Annotated in this window: 14 protein-coding genes; 9 read left to right on the top strand and 5 right to left on the bottom strand. The window is 68.0% G+C overall.

The genetic code is table 11. The features are described 5' to 3' along the window. The first annotated feature begins 4 nt into the window (after positions 1-4). The 7 genes from padI to meaB all read left to right on the top strand — a co-directional run bounded on the left by padI (position 5) and on the right by meaB (position 7,974). Positions 5-1,399 carry an NADH-dependent phenylglyoxylate dehydrogenase subunit beta gene (padI, locus tag AzCIB_RS08900; protein WP_050415564.1) on the top strand — a complete coding sequence of 465 codons (1,395 nt, stop codon included), beginning with the start codon at positions 5-7 and terminating at the stop codon, positions 1,397-1,399. A gap of 242 nt (positions 1,400-1,641) precedes the next feature. After that, positions 1,642-2,652: an AraC family transcriptional regulator gene (locus AzCIB_RS08895; protein WP_050415563.1), complete on the top strand. Its 1,011-nt coding sequence runs from the start codon at positions 1,642-1,644 to the stop codon at positions 2,650-2,652. Between the two features lie 257 nt (positions 2,653-2,909). Further along, positions 2,910-3,149, top strand: a complete 240-nt coding sequence (locus tag AzCIB_RS08890) for a hypothetical protein (RefSeq protein ID WP_050415562.1) — start codon at positions 2,910-2,912, stop codon at positions 3,147-3,149. 69 nt (positions 3,150-3,218) lie between these two features. Continuing rightward, on the top strand, positions 3,219-5,189 hold the full coding sequence (locus tag AzCIB_RS08885) for an NAD(P)/FAD-dependent oxidoreductase (protein WP_050415561.1): 1,971 nt from the start codon (positions 3,219-3,221) through the stop codon (positions 5,187-5,189). A gap of 68 nt (positions 5,190-5,257) precedes the next feature. Further along, positions 5,258-5,650 (top strand): RidA family protein, encoded by a 393-nt coding sequence (locus tag AzCIB_RS08880; protein ID WP_050415560.1) that lies wholly within the window; start codon positions 5,258-5,260, stop codon positions 5,648-5,650. A gap of 9 nt (positions 5,651-5,659) precedes the next feature. Continuing rightward, positions 5,660-6,052 (top strand): hypothetical protein, encoded by a 393-nt coding sequence (locus tag AzCIB_RS08875; RefSeq protein ID WP_050415559.1) that lies wholly within the window; start codon positions 5,660-5,662, stop codon positions 6,050-6,052. A gap of 98 nt (positions 6,053-6,150) precedes the next feature. Further along, positions 6,151-7,974: a methylmalonyl Co-A mutase-associated GTPase MeaB gene (gene meaB, locus AzCIB_RS24430; RefSeq protein WP_198149649.1), complete on the top strand. Its 1,824-nt coding sequence runs from the start codon at positions 6,151-6,153 to the stop codon at positions 7,972-7,974. A 25-nt stretch (positions 7,975-7,999) separates the two neighbouring features. Here meaB and AzCIB_RS08865 read toward each other — a convergent pair whose 3' ends face one another. Beyond that, positions 8,000-8,827, bottom strand: coding sequence for a hypothetical protein (locus AzCIB_RS08865; RefSeq protein ID WP_050415558.1), 828 nt, complete (start codon positions 8,825-8,827; stop codon positions 8,000-8,002). Here AzCIB_RS08865 and AzCIB_RS08860 point away from each other — a divergent pair. Both AzCIB_RS08860 and AzCIB_RS08855 read left to right on the top strand, forming a co-directional pair. Then, positions 8,826-9,251 carry a molybdopterin-binding domain-containing protein gene (locus AzCIB_RS08860; RefSeq protein WP_050415557.1) on the top strand — a complete coding sequence of 142 codons (426 nt, stop codon included), beginning with the start codon at positions 8,826-8,828 and terminating at the stop codon, positions 9,249-9,251. The genes AzCIB_RS08865 and AzCIB_RS08860 overlap by 2 nt on opposite strands. Then, complete coding sequence (locus tag AzCIB_RS08855) at positions 9,248-9,670, top strand: iron-sulfur cluster assembly scaffold protein (RefSeq protein WP_050415556.1); 423 nt, start codon at positions 9,248-9,250, stop codon at positions 9,668-9,670. Before AzCIB_RS08860 ends, AzCIB_RS08855 begins: the two co-directional genes overlap by 4 nt. 70 nt (positions 9,671-9,740) lie before the next feature. On the opposite strand, the gene AzCIB_RS08850 is transcribed toward AzCIB_RS08855, so the two are convergent. The 4 genes from AzCIB_RS08850 to AzCIB_RS08835 all read right to left on the bottom strand — a co-directional run bounded on the left by AzCIB_RS08850 (position 9,741) and on the right by AzCIB_RS08835 (position 16,105). Next, positions 9,741-10,946: an NnrS family protein gene (locus AzCIB_RS08850; RefSeq protein ID WP_050415555.1), complete on the bottom strand. Its 1,206-nt coding sequence runs from the start codon at positions 10,944-10,946 to the stop codon at positions 9,741-9,743. A 251-nt stretch (positions 10,947-11,197) separates the two neighbouring features. Next, a complete protein-coding gene (locus tag AzCIB_RS08845) occupies positions 11,198-12,346 on the bottom strand; it encodes an ABC transporter substrate-binding protein (protein ID WP_198149648.1) in 1,149 nt (382 codons plus the stop codon). 157 nt (positions 12,347-12,503) lie between these two features. Then, positions 12,504-13,700, bottom strand: a complete 1,197-nt coding sequence (iaaL, locus tag AzCIB_RS08840) for a phenylsuccinyl-CoA transferase (RefSeq protein WP_050415554.1) — start codon at positions 13,698-13,700, stop codon at positions 12,504-12,506. Then, positions 13,697-16,105 carry a xanthine dehydrogenase family protein molybdopterin-binding subunit gene (locus AzCIB_RS08835; RefSeq protein ID WP_050415553.1) on the bottom strand — a complete coding sequence of 803 codons (2,409 nt, stop codon included), beginning with the start codon at positions 16,103-16,105 and terminating at the stop codon, positions 13,697-13,699. Before AzCIB_RS08835 ends, iaaL begins: the two co-directional genes overlap by 4 nt. Positions 16,106-16,110 lie beyond the last annotated feature (5 nt).

The following is a 16,110-nucleotide window of genomic DNA, read 5'->3' as shown; positions in this document are numbered from 1 at the left end:
ATCAATGAGCGCGACCCCTACCATCGCCTTCGACGCCGCGCGCTGCGACGGCTGCGGCGACTGCATGAGCGCCTGCGCGAGCGCGAAATCGACCGACGGAAACCCCGCGCAATCGCGGATCCGCATCGTGCGCGACGAGGAGGCGGGGCACTGGGGCGTCGCCCAGTGCCGCCAGTGCGGCGACCCGCGCTGCGCGTCGGTCTGTCCGGCGGCGGCGCTCGCGAAGGGCGATGACGGCATCGTCGCGTGGGATGCCGAACGCTGCGTGAACTGCCTGATCTGCACCGCAGGCTGCACCTTCGGCGGCATCGCGTTCAGCCCGGACGAAGGCCATATCGTCAAATGCGACCAGTGCAGCGACCAGCACGCGGGCGCCCCGCAATGCGTGGCGGCCTGCACGCGCGGCGCGCTGCGCTACGTCACGGCTGCGAAGCTCTTCAACCGCTGGGGCGAGCTCGAGGACCTGTTCGTGCCGGGCCTGGGCGGCTGCCAGGGTTGCAACACCGAGCTCATCATGCGCCACACGCTGCGCCGCGTCGGGCCGAACACCGTCCTCGCGACCCCGCCCGGCTGCATACCGGGCATGGGCTCGGTCGGCTACAACGGCATGCTCGGCTGCAAGGTCCCGGTCTTCCATCCGCTGCTCACCAACACCGCGTCGATGCTCACCGGCATCCGCCGCCAGCACAAGCGCAAGGGGCGCAACGTGACCGCGCTCGCGCTGGCGGGCGACGGCGGCGCGGGCGACGTCGGCTTCCAGTCGCTGTCGGGCGCGGCCGAGCGCGGTGAACAGATCCTCTTCGTCTGCGTGGACAACGAGGGCTACATGAACACCGGCGCGCAGCGCTCGGGCAGCACCACTTACGGCGCGTGGACGGCGACGACGCCCATCGGCGGGAGCGCCCGCGGCAAGGCCCAGGACGCCAAGAACCTCCCGCTGCTGATGATGTGGCACGGCTGCGAATACGTTGCTACGGCCTCCACCGCGTTCATGGAGGACTTCTACGCAAAGCTCGAGGCGGCACTCGACGCGTCAGAACGCGGCTTCGCGTACCTGCACCTGTATTCCCCCTGCACGTCCGGCTGGCGCTTTCCGTCGGCGAGCAACATCGACGTCGCGCGCAAGGCCGTGGAGACGAACTTCGCGGTGCTGTGGGAGTACCGCCGCGAGCACGGGCTCAGGCTCTCGCGCGACATCGACGACCCGCTGCCGGTCATCGACTACCTGAAGCTGCTCGGCAAGTTCCGGCACCTCGACGCCGCGCAGATTGCCCACATCGAGCGGCACGTCGCCGAGCAGGCGCAGGTGCTGCGTGAACTGGCCGCGATGCGTCCGGGCGAGGGCCGAAAAGTAGTTGGACATCAATCTGATTTGATGGCAGTTGACCTGGATCAGTAACGGTCCCCGTGGAAGGCCCTACTATGCAGAAGGATATACAAGAATACTGTATACATTGACCGACTCCCCTAGCTCGCGCCGAGGTCCTGGTCGGTGCGGCACCTCACCTGAAGCAACAGGAGGTTCGACGATAGACGCTGAACAGGACGTGTACGACGGCGCAGACCGCACGCGTTCGCACGATTCCGATGCCTCGCAGCAATAACAAGGCACGGAATACACACCGGAGGAGGAGGAGCAACATGACCCAGGCGTTGATGACGTCGCTGGGAGGGCGCGATGTGCTCTCCCGTTTCACGCTTTTCAATACGCGGGACCTCGACGAGGCCCGCAACCGCGTGGCGGGGGTGTTCTGTCCGCACGACCTGAAGTTCGCCGGCGGCGATAGTCGCGTCAACACGCGAATGCAGCACGCGCCGATTCGCGGCGTGTCGATCAACCGCCTCGGCTACGGTGCGACGGTGGCGATCGACGCGGGCTGCCTGAACGATTTCCTGCTCGTGATGATGCCCTTGTCGGGACATGCCGACGTACGCTGCGGCGGGCTAACGATCCACTCGACGCCGGACCTCGCATCGGTCGTCACGCCCACGCTGCCGCTGTGGGAGACGATCTACGACGAGTGCGACCAGATCATGGTCAAGATCGATCGCACGCTCCTCGAGAACATCTGCGCGCAACACCTCGGCCACCCCCTGCGCAAGCCGCTCGAATTCAGTCTCGGCCTCACGATGTCCAGCCAGGGCGGCGTGAGCTGGCAGGCGCTGGTGTCCTACCTCGTGTCGGAACTGGAGCATCAATCGCCGATGCTCGCGTCCTCGCTCGTCGCGGCGCAGATCGAGCATCTGCTCGTCACCACGCTGCTGATGATCCAGCCGAACAACTATCGCGACGAACTCGTGAGCCCGCCGCAGTCGATCGCGCCACGCCACGTGCGCCGCGTAGAGGAATACATCGACGCCCATGCCGACCGGGAACTGACCGTCGGCGATCTGGCAGCACACGCCAACGTCAGCACCAGCGCGCTGTTCGCCGGTTTTCGCGAGTTCCGCAACACGACCCCGATGGCCTACCTGAAATCGGTGCGGATGCAGCGCGTGCATGACGAACTGCGCGACCCGAGCTCGGCCGACAAGACCGTGACCTGCATCGCGACGCGCTGGGGATTCCACCATCTCGGCCACTTCGGAACCGCCTACAAGGCGAGGTTCGGCGAATCGCCGTCGCGCACGCGGGAGCGGGCCGTGGCCTGAGCCGACCCCGCCCTTCCGCCGCCGCCCCGCGGCGGGCTCCTTGCGGCGGACGTGACGGCCTGAATCTGCAATACGAGTTACCCGCACAGGCGGGAGGAATGCGTTCGTGCGCGCCATTTCGAGGCTTTTCGCAACTCCCCACTTCGGCTCGTTCGACCCATACCGGGTGGGGGGGGATTCGCCGCGAGGGGCCCGATACATTGACTCCACGTACAACGGTTCCGGGGATCCGGGCCGATTCGTTCGAGGAGAACAACATGACAGCACTGGGAAACGTGATGGCATTGGTTCAGGAACTCCAGGAAGAGGAAGGCGCCGCGAAGGGGGAAACCCCGGGAAGAAGCGGCTTCACCTTTCCCGCTGCCTGTTCCTGCGTGTGCGCCTCGTCGCTTGGCGACGTGCTCGGGTGCATCCGCGAATTGCGGGGCGAAAGCCTGCGCGAATTCATCGCGACGCTGCCGCCCGTGCAGGCGCCGCGTAACGCCGTCCCGGCCTGAAACGGGCCGACGGCTGAACGACGATCCACCAATACCTTCCAGCCACACGGAATTGACGAGGAGACAACAATGACCCGACCCGGCGAGCTCAAGCTCCCCCACCTGTTCAAACCCGGCAAGATCGGCAAATACGAGACCAAGAACATGGTCAAGTACGGGGCCTGCTGCGTCTCGAACTACAACACGCGCGACGGCTACATCACGCCGCGGGAGCTCGCCCGCACCCGAGTCATCGCCGGCACCGGCGCGGGCATCATCACGAACCAGGGCGCCTATCCGGATCCCCTCGGCGAGGGCAAGGCCTACTTCCGCCAGGTCGCGATCTTCGACGACAAGTTCCTGCCGCAGTTCGAGACCATCGCGCAGTACATCCACGACAACGGCGCCGTCGCGATCCAGCAGATCCTGCACGCCGGCCGCTACGGCGGCATCGACCTGGGCTACTGCATCCAGCCGTCGGTGGTGCCGCAGACGCTGCCGCACTTCCGTCCGCCGCGCGAGCTGACGAAGGAGCAGATCCGCGCGATCGTCATGCAGCACGCCGACGCTGCCAAGCGCGCGATCCGCGCCGGTTTCGACGGCACCGAAGTGACGAGCTTCATGGGCTACCTGCTCGCGAACTTCAACTCGCGCTTCACCAACCAGCGCACCGACGAATACGGCGGCTCGATCGAGAACCGCGGCCGCTTCATGCGCGAACTCATCGACTCGATCAAGCAGGCCACGCCGGAGCATCCGCTCGTCGTGCGCCTGAACGGCGCCGAGCTGATGGACCGCTGGGGTGGCAACAGCGAGGACGAGTGCTTCGAGCTGATGCAGCAGGCGGTCGACTGCGGCGTCGACATGATTTCCGTGACGGTCGGCTGGCAGGAAGCGCCCGAATCGTCGATCGGCCGTGACGTCGCCCCCGGCCACTGGAACTACCTCTCGGCGAAGGCGAAGAAGCTCTTCCCGAACACGTTGATCACCTTCGGCAACCGCCTGCCCGACCCCGTCATGGCGAACCAGTGCATCGCCGACGGCGTCTTCGACTACTGGGAGGTGTGCCGCCCGATGCTCGCCGACCCCGAGCTGCTGCACAAGGCGGCCGAGGACCGGCTCGACGAGGTGCGCCGCTGCATCGGCTCGCTGAACTGCCTGTCGCGGCTCTTCCGCGACCTGCCCTACACCTGCGCGATGAACCCCACGCTCGGCCACGAGGTCGAGCCCGAGTACCACGTCACGCCCGCCGCGGTGAAGAAGAAGATCATGATCATCGGCGCCGGACCCGCCGGCATGGAGGCCGCGATCACCGCGAAGCGCCGCGGCCACGACGTCACCGTGTTCGAGAAGGGCGACCGTATCGGCGGCAGCCTCGTCGGCTACGCGTCGAACGACCTCGCGCGGCCCGACGACCTGATCTCGGTGATCAAGTACTACGAGACGATGGCGCGCAAGATGGAGATCGACGTGCGCTTCAACACCGAGGCCAACGCCAAGTTCATGCGCAGCATCCTGCACCAGTTCGACGTGTGCATCGTCGCCGCCGGCTCGCGCACCGACATGAACGCGTACCGTCACATCCCGGGCCACGACAAGTTGGTCGATGCGCTCGATGTCGCGACCGGCAAGGCGAAGCCGGGCAAGCGCATCGTCATGGTCGGGGCGGGCAAGATCGGCCTCACGCTCGCCGAGTCGCTGTGCAAGCAGGGCCACGAGGTGGTCATCGTCGAAGAGGACAAGCGCATCGCCGGCGATGTCATGCCGTCCTTCAAGTGGCGCCACTCGGCGTGGATCGAGGAGCTCGAGATCCGCACGCTGACGTCGTCGATGCTCGCCGGCGTCACCAACGAGGGCGCGATGATCCGCAACGCGAAGGGCGAGGAGACTTTCGTCGAGGCCGACACGGTGCTCGTGTCCGGGCCGCGCAAGGCGAACCACGACCTCTTCCACGAGTTCCAGTGGATGGTGGACGAGCTGCACGGCGCCGGCGACGCGGTCATACCGCGCGGGCTCGACGCGTCGATCCACGAGGGCTACCGGCTGGGCGTGCGGATCTGAGCGTTTCACGGAAAAGGCGGCCGCCCGAGACGGCGGTCGTCCCTTCCTACCCACGAGGAGAACTACCGATGCAATTCCTGCAACCGCCCGGCTGGGTTCGCCCGAAAGGCTATTCGAACGGCGTCGCCACGAGCGGCCGCATGGTGTTCGTCGCGGGCCAGGTCGGCTGGGACGAGAACGAGAAGTTCCAGACCGACGACCTCGTCGGCCAGGTCCGCCAGGCGCTGACCAACATCGTCGCGATCCTCGCGCAGGCCGATGCGCGCCCGTCGAACATCGTGCGCATGAACTGGTATCTCGGCGACGCGGCGGAATACAACGCGCGGCTCCCCGAGATCGGCGCGGTCTATCGCGAGCTGATCGGCAAGCATTTCCCGGCGATGACGGCCTTGCAGGTCGCCGGCTTCGTCGAGCACGGCGCGAAGGTCGAGATCGAAGTGACCGCGATGTTGCCGGCGTAGGGGCAGGCGATGGAAACGGCCGGAACGGCGCTCGATTGCGCGGCATGGAAGGCGATGCTCGATCGCGAGGGGCTCGCCGCGGCGGACGCCTCCGTCGGCGTGCTGACGAAGGACGCGTTTTCCGCGCGCCGCGGCCGGGTCCTCGTGTGGCGGGGAACACCGGACGGAGCGAGCGTCGCGCTGCGCGATTTCTGCGGAGATTTCGATGCCGACGTCGCGATGCTGCTCGTCGCCGATCAGGATGCGCTGGCCGCGGTGTTGGAGCAGGGCCTCGCGGAGGTGCCGCAGCTCGTGCGACGCGGCAGGCTCCATCCCTACATGCTCAGGTCGCTCGACGGACTGGAGGCCGCCGGCCTCGCGGACTTCGTCGAGGATTTCGGGCTGGTGTTTCCGCGCCATTGACTCGGCAGGCTGCCCAGGAATGAATCTGATACACGGAAACTTCCCCGAACACCCAACTGCGCAAGATAATGGGATCTCCCACTGATTGAAGGCGTCCAATGCATCCGCCAAGCCCGCTCCCCGACGAGATCGCGGCCGGTTCGCGCCCGGCGCTCGCCCGCGCATTGACTGCGATCGAGAATGATCTGCCCGGCGCCGACGCCTTGCTCGCGTCGCTCGCCGGCCGAATGGGCCGCGCGCACGTGGTTGGCATCACCGGGGCGCCAGGCGTCGGCAAGTCGACCCTGATCAACGTCTTGCTCGGCGAACTGGTGCTACGTGGCAAGCGTGTCGCCGTCGTCGCCGTCGATCCTTCGAGTCCGGTCAGCGGCGGCGCCTTGCTTGGCGACCGGGTACGCATGGGCACGCACGGCAGTGACGAGCGCGTCTTCATCCGCTCGCTGTCGTCGCGCGGCCAGCTCGGCGGGCTGTCCCGGACAAGCGCTCGGGCGGTGGACCTTTTCGACGCAGCCGGCTTCGACGTCGTCATCGTCGAGACCGTCGGCGTCGGCCAGTCGGAAGTCGAAGTCGCACGCCTGGCCGACACGCGCATTGTCGTATGCGCGCCAGGCCTCGGCGACGAGGTGCAGGCGATCAAGGCCGGCGTGCTCGAGATCGCCGATATTCTCGTCGTGAACAAGGCCGATTCGCCGGTCGCCGCGGCCACCGTGCGCGACCTCGAAGCGCGCGGCGGCGCGCGCGGCGAAGGCTGGGAGGTGCCCGTCCTGACCACGGTGGCGACGCGCGGCGAGGGCGTGGCGGCGCTGGCGGACCGCATCGATTCTCATGCGCAGGTAGCGGGCGTCGCTCGACGCCTCAAAACCCGCAGCGCCGCGCCGGCGCCCACCCCGTCCGCGCCGGCGACGGACGACCAGCTCTTCGCCCAGCTCGAGCGCTGGCGCGCCGAGGGCCGCGGCGTCGCGCTCGCGACCGTCGTGCGCACTTGGGGATCGTCCCCGCGCCCCGATGGGAGCCACCTCGCGGTCGAGCAGGGCGGCGCCTTCGTCGGTTCGGTCTCGGGCGGCTGCATCGAGGGCGCCGTGATCGGCGAGGCGCAGGATTCGATCGCCGACGGCAAGGCGCGGCTACTGGAATTCGGCGTCAGCGACGAGCAGGCGTGGGAAGTGGGGCTGGCGTGCGGCGGTCGCGTGCAGGTGCTCGTCGAGCGCGTCGATGACGATTTGTTCGCTCCGCTCCTGGCCGCGCGGCGCGAAAAACGCCCGGTCGTGGTCGTAACCCGGCTCGGCGACGGCGCGCACGCGCTAGTCTTCGACGACGCCGTCGCAGGCGCGCTCCCCCTCGATGACGCCCAGCTCGCCGAGACGCGCGCGCGGCTCGCCGCGAACCGCAGCGGTGCGCTCGCCGTGGGGGAGGGGGCAAATGAGGGGGCGAATGAGGCCGCGCTCTTCGTGCGCTGCCACGTCGGCGCGCCGCGCATGATCATCGTCGGTGCGGTGCACATCACCCAGGCGCTCGCGCCGATGGCGGCCATTGCCGGATTCGACGTCGTGGTCGTCGACCCGCGCCGTGCGTTCGCGACGGCTGAACGGCTGCCGAACGTCGAGGTGTCGACGGAGTGGCCGGACGAGGCTCTCGAACGCCTGAAGCTAGACGCTCAGACTGCTGTCATCACGCTGACGCACGACCCCAAGCTCGACGATCCGGCGCTGACGATCGCGCTCACGAGCCCCGCCTTCTACATCGGCTCGCTCGGCAGCACGCGCACGCACGCGAAGCGCGTCGCACGGCTCACCGAGGCAGGACTGGCCGACGCGATTCCGCGCATCCGCGCGCCCGTCGGCCTCGATCTGGGCGGCCGCGCGCCCGCCGAGATCGCGGTCGCGATCCTCGCCGAGGTGATCCAGGCGAGGCACGGCCGATGATCGACGTCGCCGGAAATGGGCTTCATCACGAGGACGAAATGATGAGCGATCGACCTGTTGCGGGACTGCTGGCCCCGACTCCGGCTCGACCCGTACCGGCTCGAACCCTGCTCGGCGAAGCCGCGCTGTTGAGCGCCGAAGCCGCCTTGCTGCCTGAAGCGTCGCGCCTGAATGGGCCGCGACGCGCCCGGAGGAGTGTCCGATGATCTTCGACGAATTTCCCCTGACCGCCGCCGAAGGCGTGATGCTCGCCCACACGCTGAAGCTCGGCGGACGGACGCTGAAGAAGGGCCGCGTGCTGTCGGCGCGCGACCTCGATCTGCTCGACGACGAGGGTTTCTCGACCGTCGCCGGCGCCCGGCTGGGGCCGGACGACGTCGCCGAGGACGTCGCCGCAGCCGAACTGGCCGCGCTCCTCGTCGGCGCGAACATGGAGACACGCCCTCCGCGCGCCGGCCGCGGGAACCTCCACGCGTTGGCAGCCGGCGTGCTGCGCATCGACGCCGAAGGCATCCACCGGATGAACCTGCTCGACGAGGCCATCGCCATCGGGACGCTGCCGCCGCATGCGGTCGTCCGTCCCGGCCAGGTCGTCGCCACCGTGAAGATCATCCCGTTCGCCGTGCCGCGGCGCCTGCTCGATGGGTGCCGCGCGATCGCCGCCGGCGCCCCGCCGATCGCCGTCGCCGAATTGAAGCCCTGCCGCGCGGCGCTGATCCAGACCGAACTGCCCGGCATGAAAGACTCGATTTTCGGGGCGACCGCGAAGGTCACGCGCGAGCGGGTCGAGGCCCTCGGCGGCCGGCTCGCGCTCGCGCTGCGCGGCCCCACGCCGCGACGCCCTCGAATCCATGCTGCACCAGGCGCTCGCGGCCGGTTGCGAACTCGTGATGGTGTGCGGCGCCACCGTCGCCAAGGACCGCAAGGACATCGCCCCCGCCGCCGTGACGGCGGTCGGCGGCACGATCGAGCATTTCGGCATGCCCGTCGAGCCCGGCAACATGCTCGTGCTCGGACGCATCGGCGCCGTGCCGGTCGTGATCCTGCCCGGCTGTGGCCGCTCCCGAAAGAGCAACGGCCTCGACCTCGTGCTGCCGCGCCTGATGGCCGGCATCCCCCCGACGCGCGAAGACATCATGCGCATGGGCGTCGGCGGCCTGATTCGCAGCGCACCGGACGAGGGCGACGATGCGAACCCCGACAACGACGGGGCCGGCCACTCTGCACGAGTTCCCGCCCACGCCGCGACCGTAAGCATGGCGACTCCAGTCCGATGATCGAAGTCCTCTACAACAAAGGCATCCGCGAACTTGCCGACGCCGCCCACGGCGCCGGCCGCCTGACCGCCCCGACGGGTTCGGCGCTTCGCGACAGCCCCATGTGCGGCGATCGCGTGCGGATCGATGTCGAACTCGTCGACGGCCGCATCGCGGCGATCGCGCACGAGGTCAAGGGTTGCCTCCTGTGTCGGGCATCGGCGTCGCTGCTCGGCCTGCATGCTCTCGGCCGCACGCCGGGCGAGGTCGAACGGTTGCGCGCGCGCATGGCGGCGATGCTGGCCGCCGGGGAGGTGTCCGGTATGCCCGAAGGGGCCGACGAGATCGCTCTGTTCGCGGCGGTGCATGGCTATCGTAGCCGGCATGGGTGCGTGATGATTCCCTTCGAAGCCCTGACGATCGCACTCGCTGGCGGCTAACGCGATCGTTTGGCGCAGATAAGAAGGACCACAGCTCCGCCCAACTCAATCCGATTGCGAGTTTTCGCCGTTATTTGTTAAGAACACCGGCTTTGCGCGGGAGGCTCGGCACGGCGAGCAGCGGGCCGAACCTGGACACGTAGATCGCGAAAGCTGCCGCCCAAAGCACCGCGGCGACGGTGATCGCGGCCGGGCGCAGGTCGGGCATCGACAGCGCGAGCCGCGCGATCGCCGCGGTGAACACGAGGGCGCAGGCTAAGCGCATCGCGGCCGGCAGCTTCAGGGGACGGCCGGTGTGGCGAAGGGTCACGCGGGTCATCAGGCCGAGCATCATCATGCCGAGGCTTCCGACCGTGAAGGCGTGCAGCCACATCGTGTGCGAAACGAGGCCGGTTAGGCCTGCGAGCGCCTTGAGTGCGAAGGCGAGGATCAGCCAGGCGAAGCCGAGATGCATGACGAGGAGGAGGGGGACGTCGGCCACGCGCCAGCCTTGCCAGCGTCCGACGCGCCAGGCATGGACGAGCGTGCAGGCGAGGGCGGTGAGACCGACCCAGCGGGCCGGGGCGCCGGCGAGGTCGAGCGCGGCGAGGGCGACTACGAGGCCCACCGCGGTGACGTCGAGCCATATCCGGAACGGTGCCTGTTCCCCGCGCCCCTTCTCCCGCAGGGCGTTTCCCGTGAAGACGGGTGTCAGCACGCCCCCCTTGAGCACGTACAGGGTGAGGATCGTATAGACCCCGCCGTGCAGGGCGATCGTGGCGAAAGCGGGGTTGCCCGCGCCGATGCCCAGATGAAAGGCGAGGTTGGCCGCGAAGAAGGCCGCGAGAACCGGCAGCAGCAGCAGGTACAACCGGTTCTTCACCTGCAGCAATTGCGGTGCGACGGTGGCGAACACCAGCGGAAAGAGCAGGCAGTCGGTCACCGCCGCAACGGTGGCCGGCAACAGCGGCAGCGCCCAGAACGCGAGCCGGCCCGCGAGCCAGGCGGCGACGAGGAGCGCGAGACGGGCGCCGTGGATTTCCTCGGTGCCGGCCCAGCTGGGCAACGCGGTGAGCACGATACCGAGGATGATCGCGGACGAGAAGCCAAAGATCATTTCGTGGCCGTGCCACAGCGCGCCCGGCATGTCGCCGACCGGCCCGCTCCACCATCCGAACCCCGCCCCCAGCCAGGCGCCGATGAGGAGCGGCGCATACAGCGTGCCGAGCAGGAAGAAGGGGCGGAACGCGCTCACCCATAGCGCTGCCGGAAACAATCGGGACGCGGTCGCGAACATTTAGTTGGCCGTGAAATTGTTTGAACCGCTTCAGTCTAGGGGCGATACGGGTCGGAGTTTCTGTCCGGCGTCAAAGGACGCGACGGTCGCGGCGAAAGTTTCTTCCGCTACGGATGATCCTTGCTGCGCACGCGTTCGCTTGCGGGAGCGGGAGGTTTATACGGGCTGGACGACGACGGGCCCGCGCACGGTCCTTCCGTGGCGCGGGCCCGTTTGTAGGGCGGCTTCGCGGGGGAGGCCGGGTCGGCCGCTTACTTTGCGAGCGTCCAGCCGCCGTCCCTGACGGCGATGAGGACGCGGCCACGCTCGTCGAAGCCGCTGTGGTCGGTGGCGCTCATGTTGTAGATGCCCTGGGTGCCGACGAGCTCGCGGGTCTGCTCGAGGCTGTCGCGCAGCGCCGCGCGGAACTCCTTTGTGCCGGGTTTGGCCACCTTCGCCGCGGCCGGGATCGCCTGCTGCAGCAGCAGGCCGGCATCGAAGACGTTCGCGCCGAAGGTCGCCGGTTTCGTGCCGTGCGCCTTCTCGTAGGCGGCGATGTAGTCGGCGGCGATCTTCTTCGAGGGGTGGTTGTCGGCGATCTCGGGCAGCACCAGCATCAGGCTCGCGGCGAGGACCGTGCCCTCGACCTTCTTGCCGCCGAGCTTGAGGAAGTCGGGCAGCGCGGCGCCGTGCGTCTGGTAGATCTGTCCCTTGTAGCCCTGCTCGACGAGCGTGGTCTGCGGCAGCACGGCGGGGCCGCCGGCGGCGGCGACGAGCACCGCGTCCGGCGCGGCGCCGAGGATCTTCAGGCTCTGGCCGGTGACCGACGCATCCTGGCGCTGGAAGCGCTCGTTGGCGACGATCTTCATGCCGTTCTTGTCCGCGAGCGCCGAGAACACCTTGTACCAGTTCTCGCCGTAGGGGTCGCCGACGCCGATGAAGCCGACCGTCTTCACGCCCTTCCTGACCATGTGCTCGACCAGCGCCGTCGCGATGATGTCGTCGTTCTGGGTGGTCTTGAACACCCACTTCTTCTTGTCGTCCATCGGGGTCACGACGGCGGCGGTGCCCACCGGCGCGAGCAGCGGCACGCCCGCGTCGGCGATGAACTGGATCACGCCCATCGCGTTGGGCGAGCCCGAGGGCCCGATGATCGCATCGACGTTCTGCTCCGAGATCAGTTTCTTTACGGCGGTGACCGACGCGGTGGGATCGCTCGCGTCGTCGAGCGCGATGTACTCGACGCTGAGATCGCCGATCTTCGCCGGCAGCAGCGCCACCGTGTTCTTTTGCGGAATGCCGACCAGCGCGGTCGGCCCGGTCGCCGAGGACACGACGCCGATCTTCACCTGCGCGTGCGCCGACAACGACGCCGCCAGAACGAGTCCGGACAGCGCCAATCGAATGCCAAGCATCTTCATGTTCTGATGTCTCCTACGGTGTGCACCACAAGGACCTCTTGTCGCGCGTGCGGATCGGGTCCGCGCGCTCCTCTCGCCGTCGATGGTTTCCGGGGTTCGTGAGTCGGGAGCGGCGCCCCTCCCCGTGGGGCGCCGCATGACGATGCGGTGCCCGGGCTCAGCCGGCGACGATTCCTCGCGCATGAAGCAGCGCGATTTCGTCCTCGCTGCATCCGGCCTCGCGCAGCACCGCATCGGTGTGCTGGCCGTAGCGCGGCGCGAACGGCAGCTCTCCGCCATGGGTAGCGGCGACGTCGACCGCCATCGGCTGCATATGCACGAGCATGCCGCCGGGCATGCGCGTGGTCGTCAATCGCCGTCGGATGGCTTCCATCTCGCGCACGGCCGGGATGTCGTGGATCGGCGCGTGCGGGATCGTCGCATCGCGGAAGTCGGCGACGATCTCGGCGGTCGGATAACGCTGCGTGACGGCCGCGACGTCACGGTGGATTGTGTCGCGCTCTCGATTGCGACCTTCGTTGGTCGTGCGCGCGGCGTTGCCGATCGATGCGAACTTCGCGATCTCGCACAGGCGCTTCCACTGCACGTCGCTGCCGATCGCCATGTAGATGAATCCGTCGGCCGTCGGATAGACGTTCGTCGGGATGAACTTGCGGTGCTCGTTGCCGCAGCGCGTGATCTCCGACGGCTGGCAGTCGAAATCGAGCAGCGGCAGCGTCGTGATGAGCCACGACGCGGCGGCCTGCAGCATGGAGACGTCGATGCGCGTGCCCTTGCCGCTCTCGGCGCGCTCGAGCAGCGCCATCATCACATTTGCATAGACCTCGTCGCCCGCCTTGAGGTCGATGATCGGCACGCCGGCGAGCGTCGGCGGCCCGTCGGCCGCACCGGTGAGTTCCATGTAGCCGGCCATCGCCTGGATCACCGGATCGTAGCCGGGGGCATCCGGGTAGTCCGGGCCCATCGCCGAAATCCCCGCCCAGATCAGGTCCGGCTTCGCCGCGGCGAGCGTGTCGTAGTCGATGCCGAGCTGTTTGTAGCGGCGCGGCACGGTGTTGCAGCAGAACACGTCGACGTCGAGCTCGACCAGCAGACGCCTGAGCAGCGCCTGGCCGTCGGGCTCCTTGAGGTTGAGCGCGATCGCCTCCTTGCCGACGTTGGGCGCAATGAAGTAGGTGCGCCGGTCGTCGTCGGCGACCTTGCCGCCGATGTAGCGGTTGGGATCGCCGGGCAGGCCATCCCCCGATGGCGTCGATTCGAGGCGGATCACGCGCCAGCCGAGCTGCGCGAAGCGCAGCGTCGCGTAGGGCATCGACAGCGCCTGCTCCATCGAGAGTACGGTGCGCGGCTTCATTCCGGTTTCCACGCGGGCCAGTGGGGTTTCGGCGCCGCGCCGCGTAAGGCCCGGTACACCGCTTCCGGCGTGAAGGGCAGGGCGAACATCCTCACGCCGGTCGCGTTGTAGATCGCGTTCGCGGCGGCCGCGGCGATGCAGATCGCCGGCGCCTCGCCGACGCCCTTGGCGCCCTGCGGCCCTTCGCCGTCCATCGACTCGACGAAGGTGATGTCCATCTCCGGGATCTCGGGCGCGGTCACGAGCTTGTAGTCGCGGAAGTTCGGGTTGCGCGTGACGCCGTTCTCGACGATCAGGTTCTCGGTCAGCGCGTAGCCCTGGCCCATGACGACGCCGCCTTCGATCTGCCCTTCGAGGCCGAGGCGGTTGAGCACGCGGCCGACGTCGTGCGTGCCGGTGACTTTCGTCATCTTCACGATGCCGGTGTCGGTATCGACCTCGACCTCGACGACCTGGGCGGCCCACGCGTAGGCGGCCGACACGTCGCCCTTGAAGGCCTTGTCCTGATGCACGCTCGGCGGCTCGTAGTAGAAGGTCGTCATGACGAGCTCGGCCTTGTCGGAGAAGTGCAGGTTCCGCATCAGGCGCGCCAGCTCGACCACGGGCTCGCCGGTCTCGGCGACGACGACGAAACCGCCGCGCAGGTCGAGCGCACCTTCGTCGCAGCCGTGCTTCTTCGCTGCCGCCGCCAGGATCTTCGCCTTCGCCTTGCGCGCCGCGCCGATTGCGGAGTTGCCGGCGATGAAGGTCGTGCGGCTCGCATGCACGCCGACGTCCCACGGCGTGATCGCGGTGTCGTTATTGACCACGGTGACCGCCGAGATCGGCAGCCCCAGCTCCTCGCAGACCAGCTGCGACAGGACCGTTTCCGAGCCCTGGCCGATCTCGGACGCGCCGGTGATGAGGGTGATGTTCGCAAAATCGTCGAGCTTCAGGATCGTGCCGCAGCCGTCCGACGGATAGATTTTCGCGCCGCCGCCGACGTGCAGCATCGACGCGATGCCGATGCCGCGCTTGACCGGGCCGCGCGCGTTGCGGTTCGCGATATTGTCGGCGTGCTTCTTCCGGTAATCGCTGCGCTCGGCCGCCGTAGTCAGGCATTCCTTGAAGCCGCAGCTCTTGAACGTCATGCCCTGGCCGGTTACTTCGCCCGCGTCCTGCGCGTTCTTCAGCCGGAAGTCGAGCGCATCCATGCCGATCTTCTCGGCCAGCATGTCCATGTGCTGCTCGATCGCGAAGGTCGCCTGCAGGTTGCCGTAGCCGCGGAAGGAGCCGGCGTAGGGGTTGTTCGTGTACACGACGGTCGTGTGGTAGTCGCAGGCCGGCACCCGGTACAGCGACGAGAAGGTCTGCATCATGACGAACGGCGTCGTCGCGCCCCACGACGTGTAGGCGCCGTTGTCGTGCAGCGTGTGCACCTGGCGGAAGGTCAGCGTGCCGTCCTTCTTGCAGCCCGAACGCAGCGTCAGCAGCACCGGCTGGCGCGTCGGCGAGGCCAGAAACTCTTCTTCGCGCGTAAAAACCATCTTCACGGGGCGCTTCGCGGCGCGCGCGAGGAAGATGCAGATGACCTCGAACGGATAGATGTCGAGCTTCGAGCCGAAGCCGCCGCCGATGGGCGGCTGGATGATGCGCACGCGGCTCGGATCGATGTTCAGGTATTCGGCGAACTCGCGCTTGTGCAGGAAGGGCACCTGCGTGTTGGAGTACATCAGCAGGTTGCCCGACGCGTCGAACTCGGCGATGACACCCGACACGCCCATGCAGCAGTGCGTCACGTAGTGCAGCTGGAAGCTGTCCTCGACGACGACGTCGGACTCGGCCTCGGCCTGCGCGATGTCGCCGTGCGTGTAGTCGAAGCGCATCGCGATGTTGTCGGGCTTGCCGGCGAACGCGATCGGCGTTTTGGGCGGCAGCGACTTCGGGCGGCCGTGGGCGTCGAGCGGGGCGGGGTGGATCAGCGGCGCGCCCGGCTTGATCGCGTCCTCGGGCGTCGCGATGACCGGCAAGTCCTCGTATTCGACGCGGATCAGCTTTAGCGCGGCTTCGGCGATCTCGTCGCTGTCGGCGGCCACCGCGGCGATCTCGTCGCGCAGGCTGCGGACACGCTCGCCCTTCAGCGGCAGGTGGTCGCGCGCGACGCCGATCGGCTGCTGGTCGGGCACGTCCGCCGCGGTGAGGACGACATGCACGCCGGGCAGGGCCTTCGCCGCGGAAGTGTCGATGCTCTTGATTCGTGCGTGCACGCGGGCCGAACGCAGGATCTTCGCGTGCAGCATGCCCGGCACGATCATGTCCTGGATGTAGCGCGTCTTGCCGGCGGCCTTCTCGGGCGCGTCCTTCTTCTGGATGCGCTGGCCGATCAGCGATTCGGCCGTGATGACGGGTTTTTCTGCGACGTTCATCGTGG

It is taken from the genome of Azoarcus sp. CIB (assembly GCF_001190925.1).
Classification (GTDB): Bacteria; Pseudomonadota; Gammaproteobacteria; order Burkholderiales; family Rhodocyclaceae; genus Aromatoleum.
The sequence above is the reverse complement of the archived record's forward strand: the minus strand, read 5'-3'. Positions and strand labels throughout refer to the sequence as shown.

Excerpts from the sequence above, each read along its gene's own strand:
- padI (WP_050415564.1), top strand. The coding sequence starts at position 5 with ATGAGCGCGACCCCTACCATCGCCTTCGACGCCGCGCGCTGCGACGGC.
- AzCIB_RS08895 (WP_050415563.1), top strand. The coding sequence starts at position 1,642 with ATGACCCAGGCGTTGATGACGTCGCTGGGAGGGCGCGATGTGCTCTCC.
- AzCIB_RS08890 (WP_050415562.1), top strand. The coding sequence starts at position 2,910 with ATGACAGCACTGGGAAACGTGATGGCATTGGTTCAGGAACTCCAGGAA.
- AzCIB_RS08885 (WP_050415561.1), top strand. The coding sequence starts at position 3,219 with ATGACCCGACCCGGCGAGCTCAAGCTCCCCCACCTGTTCAAACCCGGC.
- AzCIB_RS08880 (WP_050415560.1), top strand. The coding sequence starts at position 5,258 with ATGCAATTCCTGCAACCGCCCGGCTGGGTTCGCCCGAAAGGCTATTCG.
- AzCIB_RS08875 (WP_050415559.1), top strand. The coding sequence starts at position 5,660 with ATGGAAACGGCCGGAACGGCGCTCGATTGCGCGGCATGGAAGGCGATG.
- meaB (WP_198149649.1), top strand. The coding sequence starts at position 6,151 with ATGCATCCGCCAAGCCCGCTCCCCGACGAGATCGCGGCCGGTTCGCGC.
- AzCIB_RS08860 (WP_050415557.1), top strand. The coding sequence starts at position 8,826 with ATGCTGCACCAGGCGCTCGCGGCCGGTTGCGAACTCGTGATGGTGTGC.
- AzCIB_RS08865 (WP_050415558.1), bottom strand. The coding sequence starts at position 8,827 with ATGGATTCGAGGGCGTCGCGGCGTGGGGCCGCGCAGCGCGAGCGCGAG.
- AzCIB_RS08855 (WP_050415556.1), top strand. The coding sequence starts at position 9,248 with ATGATCGAAGTCCTCTACAACAAAGGCATCCGCGAACTTGCCGACGCC.
- AzCIB_RS08850 (WP_050415555.1), bottom strand. The coding sequence starts at position 10,946 with ATGTTCGCGACCGCGTCCCGATTGTTTCCGGCAGCGCTATGGGTGAGC.
- AzCIB_RS08845 (WP_198149648.1), bottom strand. The coding sequence starts at position 12,346 with ATGAAGATGCTTGGCATTCGATTGGCGCTGTCCGGACTCGTTCTGGCG.
- iaaL (WP_050415554.1), bottom strand. The coding sequence starts at position 13,700 with ATGAAGCCGCGCACCGTACTCTCGATGGAGCAGGCGCTGTCGATGCCC.
- AzCIB_RS08835 (WP_050415553.1), bottom strand. The coding sequence starts at position 16,105 with ATGAACGTCGCAGAAAAACCCGTCATCACGGCCGAATCGCTGATCGGC.